The sequence below is a fragment of the Streptomyces sp. NBC_00075 genome (genome assembly GCF_045041225.1).
GTDB classification, from domain to species: Bacteria; Actinomycetota; Actinomycetes; order Streptomycetales; family Streptomycetaceae; genus Streptomyces; species Streptomyces adonidis.
On sequence record NZ_CP108243.1, the window covers coordinates 1,073,313 to 1,092,407 of the forward strand.

Annotated in this window: 16 protein-coding genes; 5 read left to right on the top strand and 11 right to left on the bottom strand. The window is 71.7% G+C overall.

The window, feature by feature from the left end:
• Positions 1-36: 36 nt before the first annotated feature.
• From OG787_RS04810 to OG787_RS04820, 3 genes are all read right to left on the bottom strand, one after another.
• Positions 37-570 (bottom strand): hypothetical protein, encoded by a 534-nt coding sequence (locus tag OG787_RS04810; RefSeq protein WP_405540417.1) that lies wholly within the window; start codon positions 568-570, stop codon positions 37-39.
• Between the two features lie 65 nt (positions 571-635).
• Positions 636-1,280: an RNA polymerase sigma factor gene (locus tag OG787_RS04815; RefSeq protein WP_369032142.1), complete on the bottom strand. Its 645-nt coding sequence runs from the start codon at positions 1,278-1,280 to the stop codon at positions 636-638.
• Positions 1,281-1,322: 42 nt separating this feature from the next.
• Positions 1,323-2,762, bottom strand: coding sequence for a S8/S53 family peptidase (locus OG787_RS04820; protein WP_369032141.1), 1,440 nt, complete (start codon positions 2,760-2,762; stop codon positions 1,323-1,325).
• A 186-nt stretch (positions 2,763-2,948) separates the two neighbouring features.
• Between OG787_RS04820 and OG787_RS04825 the strand changes: the two genes are divergently transcribed.
• Positions 2,949-5,555, top strand: coding sequence for a CHAT domain-containing protein (locus tag OG787_RS04825; RefSeq protein ID WP_369032140.1), 2,607 nt, complete (start codon positions 2,949-2,951; stop codon positions 5,553-5,555).
• A 19-nt stretch (positions 5,556-5,574) separates the two neighbouring features.
• On the opposite strand, the gene OG787_RS04830 is transcribed toward OG787_RS04825, so the two are convergent.
• Positions 5,575-7,416: a LuxR C-terminal-related transcriptional regulator gene (locus OG787_RS04830; protein ID WP_405534378.1), complete on the bottom strand. Its 1,842-nt coding sequence runs from the start codon at positions 7,414-7,416 to the stop codon at positions 5,575-5,577.
• 100 nt (positions 7,417-7,516) lie between these two features.
• Here OG787_RS04830 and OG787_RS04835 point away from each other — a divergent pair, with 100 nt between their 5' ends.
• Complete coding sequence (locus tag OG787_RS04835; RefSeq protein WP_369032138.1) at positions 7,517-8,602, top strand: M12 family metallopeptidase; 1,086 nt, start codon at positions 7,517-7,519, stop codon at positions 8,600-8,602.
• A 151-nt stretch (positions 8,603-8,753) separates the two neighbouring features.
• On the opposite strand, the gene OG787_RS04840 is transcribed toward OG787_RS04835, so the two are convergent.
• The 5 genes from OG787_RS04840 to OG787_RS04860 form a co-directional block, all read right to left on the bottom strand.
• Positions 8,754-10,130 carry an NtaA/DmoA family FMN-dependent monooxygenase gene (locus OG787_RS04840; RefSeq protein ID WP_405534379.1) on the bottom strand — a complete coding sequence of 459 codons (1,377 nt, stop codon included), beginning with the start codon at positions 10,128-10,130 and terminating at the stop codon, positions 8,754-8,756.
• Between the two features lie 23 nt (positions 10,131-10,153).
• Entirely contained in the window at positions 10,154-11,374 is a 1,221-nt protein-coding gene (locus OG787_RS04845) for an LLM class flavin-dependent oxidoreductase (RefSeq protein WP_369037881.1), read from the bottom strand.
• Positions 11,375-11,422: 48 nt separating this feature from the next.
• Positions 11,423-11,512 carry a putative leader peptide gene (locus OG787_RS04850; protein ID WP_369037880.1) on the bottom strand — a complete coding sequence of 30 codons (90 nt, stop codon included), beginning with the start codon at positions 11,510-11,512 and terminating at the stop codon, positions 11,423-11,425.
• A gap of 174 nt (positions 11,513-11,686) precedes the next feature.
• Positions 11,687-12,556, bottom strand: a complete 870-nt coding sequence (locus tag OG787_RS04855; protein ID WP_405534380.1) for a glutathione S-transferase C-terminal domain-containing protein — start codon at positions 12,554-12,556, stop codon at positions 11,687-11,689.
• A gap of 89 nt (positions 12,557-12,645) precedes the next feature.
• A complete protein-coding gene (locus OG787_RS04860) occupies positions 12,646-12,765 on the bottom strand; it encodes a putative leader peptide (protein ID WP_369037878.1) in 120 nt (39 codons plus the stop codon).
• A 180-nt stretch (positions 12,766-12,945) separates the two neighbouring features.
• Between OG787_RS04860 and OG787_RS04865 the strand changes: the two genes are divergently transcribed.
• Genes OG787_RS04865 through OG787_RS04875 form a run of 3 tightly spaced genes read left to right on the top strand, consistent with a single transcriptional unit; the run spans position 12,946 to position 16,567 of the window.
• Positions 12,946-14,085 carry an acyl-CoA dehydrogenase gene (locus OG787_RS04865; RefSeq protein ID WP_405534381.1) on the top strand — a complete coding sequence of 380 codons (1,140 nt, stop codon included), beginning with the start codon at positions 12,946-12,948 and terminating at the stop codon, positions 14,083-14,085.
• A 50-nt stretch (positions 14,086-14,135) separates the two neighbouring features.
• Positions 14,136-15,254 (top strand): SDR family oxidoreductase, encoded by a 1,119-nt coding sequence (locus tag OG787_RS04870; protein ID WP_405534382.1) that lies wholly within the window; start codon positions 14,136-14,138, stop codon positions 15,252-15,254.
• Complete coding sequence (locus OG787_RS04875; protein WP_405534383.1) at positions 15,251-16,567, top strand: aspartate aminotransferase family protein; 1,317 nt, start codon at positions 15,251-15,253, stop codon at positions 16,565-16,567. Before OG787_RS04870 ends, OG787_RS04875 begins: the two co-directional genes overlap by 4 nt.
• A 189-nt stretch (positions 16,568-16,756) precedes the next feature.
• Here OG787_RS04875 and OG787_RS04880 read toward each other — a convergent pair whose 3' ends face one another.
• A complete protein-coding gene (locus tag OG787_RS04880) occupies positions 16,757-18,313 on the bottom strand; it encodes an ABC1 kinase family protein (protein ID WP_405534384.1) in 1,557 nt (518 codons plus the stop codon).
• An 82-nt stretch (positions 18,314-18,395) separates the two neighbouring features.
• On the bottom strand, positions 18,396-19,022 hold the full coding sequence (locus OG787_RS04885) for a hypothetical protein (RefSeq protein WP_405534385.1): 627 nt from the start codon (positions 19,020-19,022) through the stop codon (positions 18,396-18,398).
• Positions 19,023-19,095 lie beyond the last annotated feature (73 nt).

Here is a 19,095-nt window from a genome sequence, read left to right on the forward strand (position 1 = left end):
GGCGGGCCCACTTGGGCCCGCCCCGCCGGCCGTGCGTCAGGCGCGCAGCCACTCCGTGACGACGACCTCCGCGTCCGTCCTCAGCCGGAGCGCGAACGGGCCGCTGACGTGCAGGTCGCCGGTGAAGCGGCCCATGTCGTCGGCCGTGAGGGTGGGCGGCGAGGAGAGCTGCGGGCCGCTCAGCACCTCGATACTGGCCTCCTGGGGTGGCAGCACCTGGCCCATCAGACCGTGCGCGCTCACCTCGACGTCGACCGTCAGCTCACCCGTGCGGAAGGTCAGCATCCGGGGCGCGTCCACGACTCCTCTGACGGGGATGCCGTGGACGAGCGAGTCGAAGGTCAGCTCGGCCAGTTGGGAGTCGAGCGAGTAGAGGGTGTAGGCCTCGACGGCGGTCTGCTGGAGCTGCGCCGGAACCGGGTCCATGATGGCCGCGGCCTGGCGCAGCGTCTCCTCCAGCAGGTCGTTGTCCAGCGAGTCGTCGCCCTCGAACTCCGCTAAGTCGTCGGCTTCGCCGTCCAGTTCGTCGTCGAAGCCGTCCGTGTCATCTGTGTCATCAGTGCTGTTCATGTCGGCCGTGCCGTCCAAGTCGTCGGAGTCGTGGGGTAATCCGTCGCTGTCGTGCGTGTTGTCGTTCACAGCACCCCCCGGGCCGCGAGCCGTACCCGCAGCCTGCGCAGGCAGCGCTGGCGGAGGGGGCCGATGCTGCCCACGGCGATGCCGAGGCCGGCAGAGATCTCCTGGTAGCTGGGCGGCGGCGCGGACATCAGGATGCGCAGCAACTGCCTGCACCGGGCGCCCAGTTCCTCGAACTCCTGCCATAACTTCCGGATGCGCTCCGCCTCGGCGGACGCCTCCTCGGACTCGATCACCCACTGCTCGGGCGTACGGTCGTCGCTGATCCGGTCGAGCAGCTGGGCGTCGTCCGTCGGGGTCATCCGGTGGGTGCTCTTGATGACCTTGAGGCACTCGTGCCGTGCGGTGCTCGCGAGCCACGAACCCGCCTTCTCCGGTTCACGGATACGGCCCAGATGCTGGGCGAAGCGGAACCAGACGGTCGAGTACACCTCGTGCGCGTCCGCGTCGGACAGCCGGTGGGCGCGCGCCACCGACCACACCAGTGGGCTCAACCCTTCCACCAGCGCTTTCCAGCCCGCCGCGTCGCCGTCGACGGCGGCTTGGACCAATGCGCCGACCGCAGCTCGGTCCACGTCCCCACCCCTCGTGTACGGCAAGTCATCGTACGCCGTGGAAGGGGGTGCTCCACTCGTCCTGCGCATGGTCCTCACTCGATTGGTCCTTGTACGGAGGCCGGTTGACCTCTATACGACGGGCGGGATGTTCACGACCGGCACCGGGCTCCAGGTGGGCGGGATCAGTGCCGGTACGACCGCGCCCCGGACCTCCGCGAACTCGGTGTTCGCCGCGAGGAGTTGCTGTCGGGCGGCGCGCGGGTCGGTCTCCTTGTGGGCGGTCATGTGGGCGGCGATCATCGCGACGACCAGCGGGGTGGCGAACGAGGTGCCGCTCCACTGCGCGAACCCCGCGAACTGCACCTGGTCCGGGGTGCCCGAGGTGGTCTCGTACTCCCCCGTGAGCAGACCGAGGTGCTGGGGGGCCTGGCAGGTGCAGGCGTAGGTGAAGCCGTGGCGGCAGGAGTCGTACGTGCTGTGGTGGTAGGTGTACGGCACCGGGGTCTGGAAACCCGTCAGCGCGCCGGTGAGGCGCTCGCCGGGGGCGTAGACCCGTACCCAGGGGCCGTGGTTGCTGAAGCAGGCGCCGAACTCGCCGTCGCTGCGCAGGGCGCCGACCGAGATCACGGACTGGGCGTACTCGGGCTTGTCGGCGTAGGCGGCGGGCCAGAAGGGGGTCGCGCTGGCGTTGTTGCCTGCGGCGGCGACCAACAGGGTGCGCGGCTGCTCGCGGAGGGCCTCCATGAACGCGGTGAGGCCGAGCAGGCCTTCCGTGCTGCCGTTCGACGTGCCCGCGGAGAGGCTGATGAGGGGCGGCCAGCCGTCGCGCTCGACGGCCTCGAAGAGCTTGTCGCCGAACTCGGACTCCAGGATCGCGCCCGCGTCGTTGAGGGTGTTGCGGGACACGATGTTCGTGTTGGGGGCGACGGCCGCGACGAGCCCCGAGATGAACGTGCCGTGCCCCGCGTACTGCCGGAGCACGCCGTTCGCGTCGCACTCGTCGATCTGGGTGTCGCCCTGGACGTGGGCCATGGCCGGGTAGGAGGCGTAGTCGTTCATGAGGCCGGTGTCGATGACCAGGACACCGACGGCGCTGTCCGCGTCGTAGCCGCTCTCGGCCACCGTCGGGTTGGGTCCCGCGCTGTACGCGACGGGTACGGGCTCGTCGCCCGGGCAGGCGTTGACGGCGATGTGCACCACGTGGTTACGGCTGACCAGGCGCCGCCGCGCGTTGCCCTCGGCCTCCCTGAGCGCGCGCAGTGCGCCCGCCACCGCGCGGTCGCCGCGCCGGCCGCCCTCACCGGGGTCGCCGACCCGGATGCGGGTGATGCCCGAGCGGTTGGTCTCCGGGCTGTCGCGGCGCACCTCGTCGGCGGTCAGGCCGGCGAAGGTGGTGAAGTGCGCGCGTACGGTGTCCTCGACGAGGCGTGCCTCCTCGCCGTCGCGGGCCAGGACGACGCCCTTCTCGTAGATGAACTCGGCCGCGTCGTCCGGCCCCGTCGCCAGCTCCACGCCGGGCATGGAGCGCTGGATGTGGTCGAACTGCTCCTGGAAACGCTGCGGTGCCATGGAATGTCCTCCCCCTGGAACTGATCCCCTTCTTGCCTCTGTTGCTGATATTGAGAGCCACGGGGTCGCCGCGTGATACAGGGGCCGCGGCACATTTCCTGATACAGGGGTCGATCGGCGTCGGACAGTGGGTTGTCCATGGCTAAACCTGTGTGACGCGGGGCGCGGAGCACTACCATCCGTTAAGTGACTGCGGGAAGCGACACGGTTCTCGAACTACTGCCGATGGTGTTCGCCCGCCCGAAGGACGCGCTCGCGCGGGCGGAGACTGTCCTCGGCAACGATCCGACGCCGCTGCACGCCTCCGTCGCCCATCAGGTGATCGGTATGTGGCAGCGGGACTTCGGCGACATGCGCATCGCCCTGCGTCATCTGCGGCGCGCCCGCGACCTGGCGGCGGACGCCGGTTCCGCGGAGCGCGAGGCGGACGTCCTCGGCACGCTCGGCGTGGCGCTGGTCCACGCGGGCCGTACCCGGCAGGGCCTGGAGGCGTTCGAGCAGGGCGTCGACCGGGGTACGGGGCACACCCGCGCGCGTGTGCTGTACCGGCGGGCGTACGCGTGGTGGGTGCTGGGGCATCATCGCGAGGCGCTGGACGACGTACGGCGGGCCATTCCCGTGCTGCGGCAGGCGGAGGACGTCATCTGGACGGCGCGGGCGCTGACGCTGCGGGCGACCGTGCATCTGGCGCTCGGGCGCCCCGAGCGGGCCGACGCGGACTTCACCGCCGCCGAGCAGATGTGGGACACCACCGGGCAGGACCACGACAAGGCGGACGTCGTGGAGAGCCGGGCGCTGGCCGCGTACCGGGCGGGTGACATCCCGGCGGCGCTGCGGCTGTTCGACGAGGCGGCGGAGCGGTACGCCCGGCTGGGCACGCCGATCTTCGTGTTCTACATCCGCCGCTGCGAGGTGCTGATGGCGGCCGGGCTGGCCCGCGAGGCGGTCACGGAGGCCGACGCGGCGCTCGGTGTGCTCGACGGGATCGGTGGCCAGAGCACCCGCAAGGCGGAGCTGCTGCTGACCGCCGCGAAGGCCGCGCGGCTCGCGGACGATCCGCACACGGCGATCGCCCGCGCGGCCGTGGCCGTGAGGCTGTTCGCGGGGCAGCGGCGCAGTTGGTGGGAGGCGCACGCGCGGCTGGTGCTGATCGAGGCGCGGGTCGCGACCGGGCGGAAGTCCGGGCGGCTGGTGGCGGACGCGGCGGCGCTGGCCGAGCGGCTGGCCGCGTTCGGTTCGCCGTCCGCGCCCGAGGCGTCGCTGCTCGCGGGGCGGATCGCGCTCGCGCTGGGCTGGACGGAGGACGCGGAGAAGCATCTGCGTGTGGCCGCGCGCAGTCGGCGCGTCGGTCCGCCGCTGGCGCGGATGACGGGCTGGGCGGCGCAGGCGCTGCGCGCGGAGGCGGCAGGGTCGGCGCGGGGTGTGCTGGAGGCCTGTCGACGTGGGCTCGCCGTCCTGGACGACCACCGGATGACGCTCGGCGCCTCGGAGCTGCGGGCCCGGGCGACGGCGCAGGGCGCCGAACTGGCCGCGCTGGCCCAGCGGGCGTCGCTGGAGTCCGGCGGTCCTCGGCGGCTGCTGGTGTGGAGCGAGCGGTGGCGGGCCACGGTCCTGTCGGCGCCGCCGACCCGGCCGCCCGACGACCCGGCGCTCGGGCAGAGCCTCACCGCGTTCCGGGAGATCGCCGCCCGCGCGGAGGAGGCCCGGGTCGACGGCCGCCCGGTACCGGCGCTTGAGCGTGAACAGCGGCGCCTGGAACGGGAGGTGCGCTCCCGCACCCTGCACATCCGTGGCGAGTCCGGCGGCGACGGGCACCGCTTCGACCCGGCCCGGCTGCTCGAACGCCTGGGCAGCGGTGGGCGGTTGATCGAGATCGCGGTGGTCGACGGCCAGGTGCAGGTGCTGCTGTGCGGCGAGGGAAAGGTACGCCGCTTCGAGGCGGGCCTGTTGGCTCACGCGGTGACGGAGGCCGAACACGTCCAGGCGGGGCTCCGACGGCTCGCGCACCCGGGAGCGGAGGCCAGGCTGCCGGTCCTGGAGGCGTCGGGCCGCAGGCTGGAGGAACTGCTGCTGGGCGCGGCGGTACCGCACCTGGGCACGGGCCCGGTGATCGTGGTCCCCCCGGGAAGCCTCCACCGGGTCCCCTGGGCCCTCCTCCCCTCCCTCCGCGACCGCGTGCTCAGCGTGTCCCCGTCGGCGAGCAGCTGGCTGCGCGCCCAGGAGACGGGCCCCCCGCCGGGCGGCCGGCACGTCCTGGTCCGGGGCCCCGGCCTGGCGAGCGGCGGCGCGGAGGTCCCCGACCTGGTCGACCGTTACGGCAGACCGACGGTCCTCGAACACGAGGGCGCACGGGTGCCGGCGGTGCTGGAGGCGTTGGACGGGGCCGCACTGGCCCATATCGCGGCCCACGGCACGTTCCGGGCGGACAGTCCCCTGTTCTCATCACTCCGCATGGCCGACGGCCCCCTGATCGTCCACGACTTCGAACGCCTGGACCGCAGCCCGTACCGCATCATCCTGTCGAGCTGCGACACCGGCCGCCTGGCGACGGTGGGCGCGGACGAACTCCTGGGCCTGGTAACGGCGTTGCTCCCCCTGGGCACAGCAGGCGTGGTGGCGAGCAGCGCCCCGGTCAACGACGCGGCGGTGGTCCCCCTGATGCTGGCCCTCCACAAGGGCCTCAGCGCGGGCCTCTCGTTGGCGGAGGCCCTGCGGGACGCCCGGGCGGCGCTGCCCGGGGATGCGACGCATCAGGCGACGGGGTGGGCGTTCTCGGCGTTCGGGTCGGCGTGAGCCCACTCCCTGACGTCGGTCACGCCGACCGTGTCGTCGGGGGCTCCTCCAGGAGCCACGGCAGAGCCGTTCGGTCGCTTGCGCCGAGGCGGGTGTAGGCGCTGTACAGGTGGTTTCCCACTGTGCGGATGGACAGGGTCAGGCGGTCCGCGATCTCGCGGTTGGTCAGGCCTGCTGCCGCCAGGGTGACGATCTGGCGTTGGCGGGTGGTGAGTTCGCCGAGGGTCAGCGCGGACAGGGCCGGGGTGCGGGCGCCCTGGCAGCGGCGGGCCAGGGTCATCGCCCGGGAGCGGGACCTGCGGGCCGCCCGTGGGTCGCGGTGCACCGGGACTGCCTGGGCGTGTGCCTCGGCGGCGAAGAGCAACAGGCCACGGCGTTCCAGGAGTTCGGCGGCGCGGTCCAGGGCGGGGCCGTCCTGGCGGACCAGCGCGTCCGCGTGCCGGGCCAGGGGTTCCGCCTCCTCGGCGGGCAGTTGGGCCAGTCGGTCCGCCACCAGGTGCGGGGCGCCCAGGCGTACGGCGTCGTACAGGACGTACGCCTCCCCCTCACCCCTGGCTTCGGGGGCCGTGGCCGATCGCAGTGCGCCCTCGGTGTCGCCGTGTGCCGCGCGCAGCCAGGTGGTCGCCCGGCCGGGGGGCGCCTCGCCCGCGGTCGTGACCTCGTTCAACTGGGCTGCCGCCAGCGCCAGTTCCGTACGGCAGAACGGGTCGTCCGGGGTGCCGCGCAGGCCCTCCCTGGCCCAGGAAAGGGCCTCGCGCAGCTCTCCTCGCAGCCGGGCGAAGCGGGAGCGGACGGTCGCGTAGGAGGCGGGGACCGACCTTTCGGCCGCCAGCCAGTCTCCTATCGGGCCCGTCGGGTCCTGGACGTCCGTGCGCTCGATCCGGTCGGCCAACTCCGCCTGCTCGGCGTCCAGGGCGGACCCCCACTCCGCCGCGGGGCGGGACAGTCGCCTCGCGCGGAGTCGGCCCGCGCCCGCGCGGAGCACCGGGCCGTGCAGGGGGTGGGCCAGGCGGACCTCGGACCGGGCGTCCACCTGGATCAGGCCGTCGGCTTCCAGGCTCTCCAGCGCGCGCAGGTCCAGGTCGGACAGGGCCAGTGGGAGTGGTTCGCTGAACGCCAGGCGTTCCAGCGTGTTCCGTTCCTCGGAGGTGGTGTGGTTCAGGGCCTCGTCCGTCCGTTCGCGTACCGCAGGCGTCACCGGTACCGGGCCCCGCCACATCAACTCGTCCGAGGTCAGAGTCAGTTCGCCGCTCTCGCGTACCGCCCCGATCAGGTCGCGCAGCAGGCGCAGGTCTCCCTGGCAGAGGTGGTGGAGGCGGCGCGCCGTGAGCGGCTCGACCGGGGCGCCCGCGCCTGCCGCGATCAGCTGCGCGGTCTCCTCGCGGGGCAGTGGCTTCAGGGGCAGGCGTGGCAGCACCTCGCCCGTCCAGAGGCGGGACACCGCGCCGGGTGCCGGGGAGCCGTCCGTCGCCACCACCAGCAGCCGGGTGCGGCCGTTCACGGCGAGCTGGTGGACCAGGGCGGCCGAGGAGTCGTCCAGCAGATGGGCGTCGTCGACCAGCAAGGTCCGTACGCCGGAGAGGAGTTGGACCGCGCGGTGCAGGGAGACCTGTTCCGGGAGGAGGTGGGCGAAGGCTGCGAAGGGGGTGTCCCGGGTCTCGGGCGTGCCGCTCACCTTGGCGCAGTCGGTGCCCCGCACCACCTCCGTGACGAGACGGGTCTTGCCGTGTCCGGCCGGACCCGTCACCACGACGCCGTGCCGTTCCGCCGCCAACGACCGGCGGAGCAGCTCCAGTTCGTCGTCCCGGCCGGTGAACGGCCAGGGCAGTTCCAGGGTCTGCGCGTCCCGTTCGAAAGTCATCACGTTGAACAAGAGCCGGGCTACTCAGCTTTGATACAGGCCGACTTGAGTAGCCCCCGACTCAGGCGCCCGAGCACCTGTGAGCCGCAACCTGTTCCCCATGAACGCACGGTTCTGCTCACTCCCGCAGCAACCGGCCCCCACGTTCGCCCCGGGGTTGCCGGCCGAGCGGCTCAGCGCGCTCCTCTCCGGGCGTCTGATGTGGGTGAACGGCACCGTGCTCCACTACTACTTCTTCGACCGGGACAGCGACGGCTCGGTCATCCCCCTGCCGGGGACCGGGGAGACCCGGTGGGAGTCATGGGTCGGCGCCGAGGCACAGCGCGATGTCGTCCGTGACTGCTTCCGGGAGTGGCTCGACCTGGGGATCGGGCTGTCCTTCGTGGAGGTGCGCGACCGCTCGGAGGCCGAACTGCGCATCGGGTTCCAGACCGGTGACGGTTCGTACTCCACGGTCGGGCGGGACGCACTGTCGGTGGGCCTGGGGCGGCGCACGATGAATTTCGGGTGGGACCTGACCGCGCCGGGGGAACGCGCGACGGCCCTGCACGAGATCGGGCACGCCCTGGGCCTGCTGCACGAGCACCAGAACCCCTTCGCCGGCATCCACTGGGACGACGAGGCGGTGTACGACGACCTGGCGGGGCCACCGAACTTCTGGGGCCGCGACAAGACCTACTTCAACATTCTCCGCAAGCTCGACCCGGACGAGGTCAACGGCTCCGTCTGGGACCCGCTGTCGATCATGGAGTATCCGTTCTCGGCGGGGCTGATCCTGGAACCGGAGCAGTTCCGGTCCGGGGTCGTGCCTCCGGGGACGCTCTCCCCGGCCGACAAGGAGTTCGTGCTCCGCTGGTATCCGCCGACGGGCACACCCGGGCCGGCCGAACTCGTGCCGTTCCGGTCCGCTCCTCTGCGGCTCGGGGCGGGTGAGCAGGCCGACTTCGGTATCGCGCCGCCGGAGACCCGCGACTACACCGTGGGCACCTTCGGGGAGAGCGACACGGTCGTCGCGGTCTTCGAGGAGATCGACGGCGAGCCCCGTTACCTCTCCGCCGAGGACGACGGCGGCACTCCGCACAACGCCCACGTCAGGGTCCGGCTCGTCAAGGGCCGCAACTACTTCGTCCGCGTCAGGCTCTACTCCACGTGGGGATCGGGGGAGACGGCCGTCATGTGCTGGTGATGCTGGGGGCAGAGACCAGCACATGACGGCCGACGCGGACGAACCAGACCACCTTCGGGCTCCCGGGGGAGCGGTCGAGGACGTCACCTTCATGGGGGAGGGTGACGTCCTCGACCACGCCATGCCCGTATGTCCCCAGGTCCCTGGGTCCCTAGGAAGCCGCCCGCTCCCCCGCCGTCTCGGCGTCGGGGTGGGCGAGGCCGAGGTGGTCGCGGAGGGTCGTGCCCTCGTACTCCGTACGGAAGACGCCCCGCTCCTGGAGCAGCGGGACCACCGTGTCGGCGAAGCCGTCGAGGCCGCCCGGGGTGATGTGCGGGACCAGGATGAAGCCGTCGCTCGCGTCGGCCTGGACGAAGTCGTTGATGGTGGCGGCGACGGTGGCCGGGGTGCCGACGAAGTTCTGCCGGTTGCCGGTCTCGATGACGAGGTCGCGGATGGACCAGTTGTTGGCCTCGGCGCGCTCCCGCCACTCGCGGGCGGTGGCCAGCGGGTCGCGGTACATCCGCACCTGGGCCCGGCCCCGGGCGACGGTGTGTTCGCCGAGGTCGGGGTCGATGTCGGGGAGCGGGCCGTCCGGGTCGTACGCGGACAGGTCACGGTTCCAGACGAACTCCAGGTGCTTGATCGCCGTGGCCCCGCTGACCTGCTGGCGGCGCACCTCGTGGGCGAGTTCCTCCGCCTCGGCGTCGGTGTCGCCGAGGACGAAGCTCGCGGCGGGCAGGATCAGCAACTGGTCGGCGCGGCGGCCGTACCTGGCGAGGCGCCCCTTGACGTCCGTGTTGAACTCCTGGCCCTCCTTCAGGGTGGCGTACCGGCTGAAGATCGCGTCGGCGGTCGACGCGGCGAACTCGCGCCCCTCGTCGGAGTCACCGGCCTGGAAGATCACCGGACGGCCCTGCGGGGAGCGGGGCACGTTGAACTGCCCCTCGATGTCGAAGTGCTGACCGGCATGGACAAAGGCGCCGGCCTTCGCGTCCCGCAGGAAGGTGCCGGTCTCCTGGTCGGCGAGGATCTCGTCGCCCCGCCACGAGTCGAACAGCTCACCCGCTGTCTGGAGGAACTCCTTGGCCCGTGAGTAGCGCTCGCTCTGCGGGAGGAAACCGCCACGCCGGAAGTTCTCGCCGGTGAAGGCGTCCCAGGAGGTGACGACGTTCCAGGCGGCGCGGCCGTCGGAGAGGTGGTCGAGGCTGGCGAACTGGCGGGCCACCTCGTAGGGCTCGTTGAAGGTGGAGTTGATGGTGCCGGTCAGGCCGAGGTGCTCGGTGACGGCGGCGAGCGCGGTGAGGACGGTGAAGGTGTCGGGCCTGCCGACGACGTCCAAGTCGTAGATCTTTCCGCCCTGTTCGCGCAGCCGCAGCCCCTCGGCGAGGAACAGGAAGTCGAACTTGGCGCGTTCGGCGGTCTGCGCGAAGTGGACGAAGGAGCTGAACTCGATATGGCTGCCGGCCTTCGGGTCGCTCCACACGGTGGTGTTGTTGACACCGGGGAAGTGCGCGGCCAGATGGATCTGCTTCAGCGGCTTGCTCATGATGTCAGGGGATCCTTTCCCGCTCAGACGGCGGCAGTGCCGGCGTAGCGGTTGGCGGGACGGGACAGGCCGAGCAGTCCGCGCAGGGTGTCGGCCTCGTACGCCTGCCGGAAGACGCCTCGGCGCTGGAGTTCGGGGACCAGCTTCTGGGTGATCGCCGGGAGGTCGTGCCCGACGACGGCGGGCCGCAGCCGGAAACCGCTCAGCCCGGCCGACGCCAACTCCTGGAGCAGATCGGCGAGTTGCGCGGGCGTCCCGGCGAAGATCCGGGCGTCGCTGGTGTATTCGTTCCCGGCGAGGGTGTCGAGCCGCTCCCGACGGGCTGTGGCCGCGGCCGATGTGTCGTCAAGGAAGACGACCAAGTCACCGAAGACGTGCAGGAGTTCACCGGCACGCCCGGCCGCCGACTGCTCGCCGCGGATCTCCTCGACGATGGCATGCGCCTGGCCGGCATCGTGCGGGGTCACGTATCCGACGTCGGCCGAGCGGGCCACCAGCCGGTACGGGACGGTCGCGTGGGCCAGCGCGGTGACGACCGGCTGCCCCTGCGGCGGCCGAGGCGTGATCGACGGCCCCTTGACGCTGAAGTGCGGCCCCTCGAAGTCGATGTAGTGCAGCTTCTCCCGGTCGACGAACCGCCCGGTGGCGGCGTCCCGGATCTCCGCGTCGTCCTCCCAGCTGTCCCACAGCCGACGTACCACCTCCACGTAGTCGGCGGCCTCGTCGAAGAGTTCACCCACCGAATCCCAGGTACGCGGGTCGTTCAGCGGGCCGAGCTGCGGTATCTGACGGCGGCCGAAGTGGGCGGCCTCGTTCTGCCGGGCGGTGATCTGGACACGCAGGCCCGCGCGCCCGGTGCTCACATAGTCGAGCGTGGCGATCGCCTTGGAGAGATGGAACGGCTCGGTGTGGGTCGTGACGACCGTCGGGACGATACCGATGTGCCGGGTCAACGGCGCCACCCGCGCCGCGATCAGCACCGCGTCGAGACGACCCCGGACCTGATCGGTACGGCCGTCAGGATCAACGAGATGCGAGGACTGAAGACCGAGACCGTCCTCGATGGTCACGAAGTCGAGCAGTCCACGCTCGGCCTCGGCGACCAGATCGGCCCAGTAGCGGGCGGTGAACAGCTCCCGGGGCCGCGCGACAGGCTCACGCCAGGCGGCCGGATGCCAGCCGGCACCGTCCAGAGCGACGGCAAGGTGCAGAGAAGTGGGAGAGGAAGAGGGTGACGAGGACACGAAAGTAGCGCCTTCCTGATCGACCGTACGAAGAGACGAGACAGCGAGTCAGGAACAACAGAGCGCGCCGGCGACACGCACCAGGTCGATGTGCCGCCGCGAGTACAGCCTCGGACGACAGCGGATGGGCTTCAGCACGACGTCGTCAACAAGAGGACGAGATCGCGTGTTCCGCCACTTTGTGTCGGCGGGATGAAATCCGCCCGGCTTCAACCGGGCCGAGCGGATCGGCCGGCGGCCCGGCAACGCGCCCCAAAGGGGCGCGGGGAACTGCGCGACCAGCCCTCACCGGGCCCGCAGCCAACATCCCACCTACCCGGCGGAACGCGAAGCGTGAGCCGCCCAGTCCAGAATCTGCACGGCAGCCCCCGCAGCCTCCAGCCCCTGGCAATCCGCATGGTGCCGCCGGGCAATGGCTTCAAGATCGAGGTGCCGACCGAACGCCGGGTGAGCGGCGAGACGGCGGGCGTAAGCCCACAGCGCCGGATGATCGGCAACCCGATGCACAGCAGCCGCGTCCAGGTGCCACCGGTGCACCGTGTCGAGCCGAACCAGACTCACCCACAACTCCACATCCGCCGCAGTCAGTCGCTCACCGAGCAGATACGGATCAGCGGCAAGCCGTGCGTCCAGCGACCCCAGCGTCCGCAGCAGCGAGCCAAGCGCGTCTGCACGGTCGACATCCTCACCGCCGGCGTCTCCCGCCCGCTGCGCCGCCGCGTCGATCCCTTGCGCGCACAACCGCTCGACCGCCTCGATCTCCCCCTCCAGACCGCACGGGTACAGCGCGAACCGCCCCGCGCCGAAGTGCCGGGCCAGATCGCGCAGGATGTCCGGGGTGTACGTGCTGACGATCCGCCCCGACCAGTCGTCGCTGAGCACCGGGACGGTCGCCGCACCGGAGTAGCGGTGCGCGCTCGCCTCGTACAGCGGGCGCAGTGCGGAGTGTTCGCCGCCGGGCGCGTCGGGCACGGCGGGCAGCTCGGTCACCGGACAGGCCGCGTCGAGGCCGAGCAGGCTGTGGGTGACGGCGATCCGGAGACAGTCGGGGTCGGCCGGGGACAGGTGGAGGCGGTAGCGGCGCGGCACGGCGTAGTGGCCGCTGCGCGCGTCCCGGCCGAGCCGACCGCGGAAGGCGGGGGTGGGGCGGGCGGCGGTGGCGGCCAGTGGTGTGACGGTCATGAGTCTCCCCAGGGTGTGGTGCGCAGACGTACGCGCGGCGGAAGGCGTAGTCGGGCCCGTCGGTCCGGCGGCGTGGGTGACGGCCGGGCTCAGCGCAGGCGGCGGATGGCGCTGCGGAGGCGCTGGAGGTCGATGTGACGGCGGGAGGTCAGCAGCGGGGTCGGCCGGGGTGCGGAAACCACCCGACTGGCGTTCGACTCCACGCGCATCACGTTTCCCTACCTTTTCACTAGGATTCCCATGGGGAGTGTCGATCGGGTCGCGTCCCACGTCAAGGGCGTCTCGTACGTCGGACGATGCCGAGGGGTCCTCGCGGTGGGCTCGTAAAGCTCGTGAAGAGAGAAACGAAGCGCTTACGGCATCCGAGGACCAAGGAAGCAGGGGACGACATGAGATTCCTGGAGCGCGAGCGCGCGGCCCTCACCAAGTTGCTGCCCGGCCTCGACGAGGGGCTGCGGGCCCTGCCGCTGATGACGCTGGAGAGCCCGCACAGTCCGGGCATCGGGTTGTTCCGGGAGTGCGGGGGCCCGGGGCTGCTCGCGCCGACGGCCTTGCAGGGGCGGGGCGCCACCGCCCTCGAAGCGGTACGGGTGCAGCGGGCGCTGGGCAGCCGGTCACCCTCGCTGGCGGTGGCGACGACCATGCACCACTTCTCGATGGCCACGCTCGTCGGGCTGAGCGAGTCCAGTGGGGGCGAGGGTCTGGAGTGGATGCTCGTCCAGGGCGTCGCGACCGACAACCGGCTGATGGCGTCCGGCTTCGCGGAGGGCCGCAGCGGCAGCGGCATCCTCTCCCCCGCGATGTCCGCCAAGGTGACCCCGGAGGGCGTACGCATCACCGGCGTGAAACAGCCGTGCAGCCTGGCCCGCTCCATGGACCTGCTCACCGCGAGCGTGATGGTGCCGTGCGAGACCGGCGAGGGTGAGGAACTGGCCGTGGCACTCGTGCCGGCGGAGACGGAGGGACTGAGCGTCAGCGGCTTCTGGTCGAGCAGCTTCCTCGCGGGCGCCGAGAGCGACCGGGTCACGCTGGACGACGTACTCGTGCCACCGGAACTGCTGGTGCGCACCGCGTCCCCCGCCGGGGCGCGGCTCGACGAGGTGCAGACCGCCGGGCTCGTCTGGTTCGAGCTGCTGATGACCGGCAGCTATCTCGGCGCCGCGAGCGCCCTGGTGGAGCGGGTGCTGCGCGCCGACCGGGTGCCCGAGGCCGAACGGGTGCGGCTGCTGGTGGAGGCGGAGGGCGCGATGGCCGCCGTGGAGGGCCTGGCCCGGCGGGTGGAAGAGGGCTCCCCCGACGAGTCCGCGCTCGCCGACTCGCTGTACGTCCGCTACACCGTGCAGGACGCGCTCGCCCGTATCGTCCCGCGCGCGGTGGAACTCCTCGGCGGGCTCCGCTTCATGACCTCGGACGAGGTCGGCTACCTCGCCGCCTGCACCAACGGCCTCGCCCTGCACCCGCCGTCGCGGTCCCGGATGACGGGCCCGCTGGCCGCGTATCTGGCCGAGGCACCACTGACGATCGCCTGAACCTCTCCCACAGCACTAGCACTGGCACTTCGTACGAGGGGAACTTCGCCATGCTCAAATCCCGGCCCAGTGACCGACCCGGTACCCGCCCCACCGTGCTGCTCACCGGCGGCACCGGAGTGCTCGGCAGAGCCCTGATCGAGGAGCTGCGGCCCGACTTCCGCATCGTCTGCCTGCGTCATCGCACCCCGGTCCACGAACCCGGGGTACGGGAGTTCCGAGCCGATCTGATGGAACCTCAACTCGGCCTGTCCGTACCCGAGTTCGTTCGCCTCGCCGCCGAGGTCGACCTCGTGCTGCACTCGGCCGCCGCCACCAACTGGCAGTGGGAGCCCGAGCTGATCCGGCGCGCCAATCTCGACGGCACCCGTACGATGCTCGCCCTCGCCGCCCTCGCCGACGCGCCCTTCTTCCACATGAGCACCGCCTTCGTGGCCAATCCGCTGGCCCCGGAGGAACAGGAGCGTTTCCCGGGCGCCGCCGCGTATCTCGCCTCGAAGCGTGATGCCGAGCAGGCGGTACGGGAAGCGCCGGTGCCCGGGGTGATCCTGCGGCCGTCGGTGGTGATGGGCGACTCGGTGACCGGCCGGATCGCCGGGATGCAGGGGCTGACGCGGGCACTGGGAGCCATCGTCAAGGGCCAGGTTCCCGTCATGCCGGGTGGGCCCGACTCGCGGATCGACATGGTGCCGCAGGATCTCGTCGCCCGTGCGGTGGGCGACCTGATGCGCGGTGGGGTCAGCGAGGGCGAGTACTGGCTGACGGCCGGTTCGGAGGTGCTGCTCCAGACCGAAGTCATCGACACCTGCCTGGAGTTCGCCGAACGCTACGGGCCCCGGCCGCATGCGCCCCGGCTGATCCCGCTGGAGTCGGTGCACCGACTGCTGCTGCCGCTGATCGAGGGGCCGACCTTTCCGGAGTCGCTGCGGCGCCGCTTCCACACGTACGCCGAACTGCTGCTGGTCTTCCAGCGGGCGCTGCCCTTCGAGTCGTCCCTCGGTATGCCGCACTGCGGACGGGCGGTGTCCAAGGAGGAGCTGCGCGAGGCCCTGGTGCGCAATCTGGTCGCCTGGGCCGCCCGCCCCGGCGGAATGCGCGGCCGGCAACTCATCCAGTCGGCGAGCACTCCGGCTCACGAGGCAGTCCAGGCAAGGGAGTTGGCATCATGACCACCGTTCCGATCGACTCCCCGCTCCGGCCGGACACCGACACGATGGCCGACAACCGCGCCCACATCACCCGGCTCTACCGCGAGCGTCTCTCCTCCGGCCGTGCCGTCATGGGCACCGTGCTCGGCGGCATGCTGGAGACGGCCTCCGACGGGGCGTGGATCTTCACCGACGACGGCCGCCGCTACCTCGACTTCGGCGGGTACGGGGTCTTCATCCTGGGCCACCGGCACCCGGCCGTGACGGCGGCCGTGCACTGCCAGGTGGACGCCCATCCGCTGGCTTCCCGGGTCTTCCTGGAGCCGGTCGCGGCCCGCGCCGCCGAGGCGCTCACCCCGCACACCCCGGCCGGCCTCGACCGCGTCCACTTCGTCAACTCCGGTGCGGAGGCGACCGAGGCGGGCCTGAAGCTGGCTCGCGCCCATGGACACACCGCCCTGGTCAGCATGTCCTCCGGCTACCACGGCAAGACCCTGGGCGCGCTCTCCGCCACCGCCAACACCAAGTACCAGGAGCCGTTCCGCCCGCTGCTCCCGGACACCGAGGTCGTCCCGTACGGCGATCCGGGCGCCCTGGCAGCCGTACTCGGTCTGCTCGGCGAACGGGCCTGTGTGATCGTCGAGCCGGTGCAGGGCGAGGGCGGGGTACGGATTCCGCCGCCCGGCTATCTGGCGGAGGTGAGCCGGCTGTGCCGGGCGTACGGCGCCTTCCTGATCGTCGACGAGATCCAGACGGGGCTGGGGCGGCTGGGCTCGTGGTGGGGACTGGACGGTGAGGGGCAGAAGGGCGTCGAGGTCGCCGGGGAGGTCACGCCGGACGTCCTGCTCGTCGGGAAAGGGCTGAGCGGCGGGGTGGTGCCCGTCGCGGCGATGGTCGCGACGGAGGCTGCGTACGGGCCGTTCTCCCGCGACCCCTACCTCCACACCTCCACCTTCGCCGCCTCGCCGATCGCCTGCGCGGCGGCGCGGGCCGCGGTCGAGGCGCTGGACAGGGAGGACGTCGTCGCCCGAGCCCGCGGGCTCGGCGAGCGTCTGCGCGGGGGCGTACAGGCGGTCTGCGCGCCGTACTTGGGCGGGCTGGTCCAAGAGGTGCGCGGGCGGGGGCTGTTGATCGGCCTGGAGTTCAGCGAGGAGCGGGCCGTCGGTGAGCTGATCCTCGAACTGGTCGGCCGGGGCATCCTCGTGAACCACTCCCTCAACGCCTCCCGGGTGCTGCGCCTGACCCCGCCCGCGATCGTCGGCGACGACGAGGTACGCCTCTTCCTGACGAGCCTGGCGGAGTCGCTGCACGACGTGGCGCGGCGGATGGGCTAGGGCCTGTCCGGCGGATCAGGTCGCAGTGAATCAACGGCGCCGCGTCATCGCCGGTGAGCGGGGGCTGGTGCGTGCGGCTGCAAGGCGGGGGAGGGCGTCGACGCGGTGGAGGTCCCCCCCTCCGGGGGAGTGTGTGCCAGACCCCGCGTCTGCGGCATGATCCGCCGGACAGGCCCCAAGGCCGACGCGTCAGTGGGGCGGGCGGCGGCGGTCGAAGAGGAAGGCGGCGGCGCCGAGCGCCAGCAGGCCCCTCGACGGCGTCCAGGGCCGCTGCCCGCCCATGCCCGCCGGGGTGTGCGGTTCATGGAGCTGGAGGGCGAACTGCCGGCCGGCGGCGTCGGAGAGGAGGCTGCGCAGCTGCTCGGGTGCGGACACGGCGAAGGACAGGAAGTCCATCGTGTTGCGGGCCGCCTGGTCGAGAGAGAAGTACTCGCGCAGCAGGGCCATGACGATCCCCCGCGCCTCCGCCCGGAAGACCTCCGCGAGGGCGATGTCCGGTGCGAGACAGCGCACCGAACCCTCCAGGTTGGCGAAGGACTTGCCCAGCAGGGAGATGGCGGGCGCCGAGCCGATGCCCCGCTTGGTCGCCTTCTCCAGGACGGTCGTCAGGGACACCCCGAAGTTGATGTCCTCCAGGGAGGCCGTGGCGACCTTGGGAACGAGCGCGGCCATGTCGGCGGCGAACGCCGGCAGGTTCGACCAGGGCGTGACGCGCCCCATGTCCGCCCAGGCCCAGGCGAGTCCGTGGCCGTCGTTCTGGGCCAGAGCCATGAGGAGAGGCAGGAGTTGCAGGCTCGTACGACGGTCGAGGCGGCCGATCATGCCCCAGTCGATGAGCGTGGCGGGGCCGCCGGGCAGCGCGAAGACGTTGCCCGCGTGCGGGTCCGCGTGGAACATGCGGTCGACGAAGTAGCCGCGGTACATGAAGCGCAGCAGGTCCTTGCCGATGTCCGTGCGCTCGCGGTCGCTGAACTCGCCGCGGTCCAGGTGCCGTACGGAGGAACCTGGCGCGAGGGACTGCACCAGCACCTTGGGGGTGGCGTGGATGACCCGGGGCACGGCGAGGGTCGGATAGCGGCGGATGTGTTCGCGGGCCTCGTCCATGTTGCGGGCCTCGCCGGTGAAGTCGAGCTCCGGTTCCATGGCGTCGAAGATCGAGCCGAGCATCGCCTCCATGTCGATGACCTCGTTGAACCGGGGCGCGGTACGGGCGAGGATCCTGGACGCCCTGCGCATCAGGGCCATGTCCGCGCGGACCGCGTCCCGGATGCCGGGCCGCTGCACCTTCACCACCGCCGGGCGCCCGCCGGGCAGGGTGACCCGGTACACCTGGGCGAGGGAGGCCGCGCCCAGCGGTCGTACGGTGTCGATGTCGTCGAAGCGGCGCTTCCAGTCCGGTCCCAGCTGATCCCGGAGGACGGGTTCGAAGACGGCGAAGGGCTGGACGTCGACCTGGTCGTGCAGGTTCTGGAGCTCGGCGATCATCGAGGCGGGCACCATGTCGGGCCGGGTGGAGAGGATCTGACCGAGCTTCACGTAGAACGGGCCGAGGCTTTCGAGGGCGTGCCGTACGGCTCTGGCGCGCCGGGTGCCGTCGCCGCCCTCGCCGTCCTCGGCGGGTTCTCCGTCGGTTCCGCGCCGGGTGCGGCGCCGGTCCCGGGCCAGTCGGCCGGCCTCTTCGGCCGCGAGTCCTCCCAGTACCTTCACCACCAGCCGGAGCCGGTTGCCGAGCGGGGCACTGCCCATGTGTCACGACCTTCTGTGTGTGCTGCGTTTCCTGAGACCGGCGGGGCGGGTCCGGCCCCGCCCCGCCGTCACGCGCCCCGCGTCAGCTCTTGCGTGCCGCCGACGGCCGGCTGCCGGCGCCCGTCACCGCTCCGGCGACTCCCTGCACGCTCTCCAGTACGCCGACCAGGTTGGCGACCAGTTCGGAGAGCTGGGCGATCTGCCGTGGCAGTGCGGCCAGCCCCTCCGCCATGTCGGCCGCTCCGGACACGGCCGACGCGGCCCCGCCCGCCACCTGTCCGAGCGCGGCCAGCGGGTTGCCCGCGCCCGCCATGCCGCCCAGCGCGGCGAGCGGATTCGCTCCCCCGGCCGCGAGTGCGGCGAGGGGGTTCGGAGCCGCGCCGGTGAGGGCGGCCAAGGGGTTGGGGGCGCCGCTCGTCAGTGCGGCGAGCGGGTTGGCGGCGCCGACTCCGGCGGCGGCGTTGGCCGCGTTCGCCAGGGCCGCCACGGGATTGGCGACCCCGCCGAGTGCCGAGAGCGCGCTGACGGTACGCAGCACATCCCCGGGCAATGCGTTCAGCGCCTGGTAAGGATTCGCCGCGGTGAGCCAGTCCACAGCGTGGGAGTCGTCGTTCCTTCGGTCGAGAATGTCGTCGAAGGCCTTCTTCGTGCTGTCGGCGATATCGCCGATGAAGTCCTTGATCGTATCCTGAGTATTGTTCCTGCCCACTGAAACTGCCTTCCCTGTCGACTCAACTCCCGTAATCCGGAAGTCGTTCACAAGAGGCCGGACATGAACCGAG

Coding starts and splice junctions, on each gene's coding strand:
- OG787_RS04840 (WP_405534379.1), bottom strand. CDS start 10,130: ATGAGCAAGCCGCTGAAGCAGATCCATCTGGCCGCGCACTTCCCCGGT.
- OG787_RS04875 (WP_405534383.1), top strand. CDS start 15,251: ATGACCACCGTTCCGATCGACTCCCCGCTCCGGCCGGACACCGACACG.
- OG787_RS04820 (WP_369032141.1), bottom strand. CDS start 2,762: ATGGCACCGCAGCGTTTCCAGGAGCAGTTCGACCACATCCAGCGCTCC.
- OG787_RS04870 (WP_405534382.1), top strand. CDS start 14,136: ATGCTCAAATCCCGGCCCAGTGACCGACCCGGTACCCGCCCCACCGTG.
- OG787_RS04855 (WP_405534380.1), bottom strand. CDS start 12,556: ATGACCGTCACACCACTGGCCGCCACCGCCGCCCGCCCCACCCCCGCC.
- OG787_RS04810 (WP_405540417.1), bottom strand. CDS start 570: ATGAACAGCACTGATGACACAGATGACACGGACGGCTTCGACGACGAA.
- OG787_RS04860 (WP_369037878.1), bottom strand. CDS start 12,765: ATGCGCGTGGAGTCGAACGCCAGTCGGGTGGTTTCCGCACCCCGGCCG.
- OG787_RS04815 (WP_369032142.1), bottom strand. CDS start 1,280: ATGCGCAGGACGAGTGGAGCACCCCCTTCCACGGCGTACGATGACTTG.
- OG787_RS04865 (WP_405534381.1), top strand. CDS start 12,946: ATGAGATTCCTGGAGCGCGAGCGCGCGGCCCTCACCAAGTTGCTGCCC.
- OG787_RS04880 (WP_405534384.1), bottom strand. CDS start 18,313: ATGGGCAGTGCCCCGCTCGGCAACCGGCTCCGGCTGGTGGTGAAGGTA.
- OG787_RS04835 (WP_369032138.1), top strand. CDS start 7,517: ATGAACGCACGGTTCTGCTCACTCCCGCAGCAACCGGCCCCCACGTTC.
- OG787_RS04830 (WP_405534378.1), bottom strand. CDS start 7,416: ATGACTTTCGAACGGGACGCGCAGACCCTGGAACTGCCCTGGCCGTTC.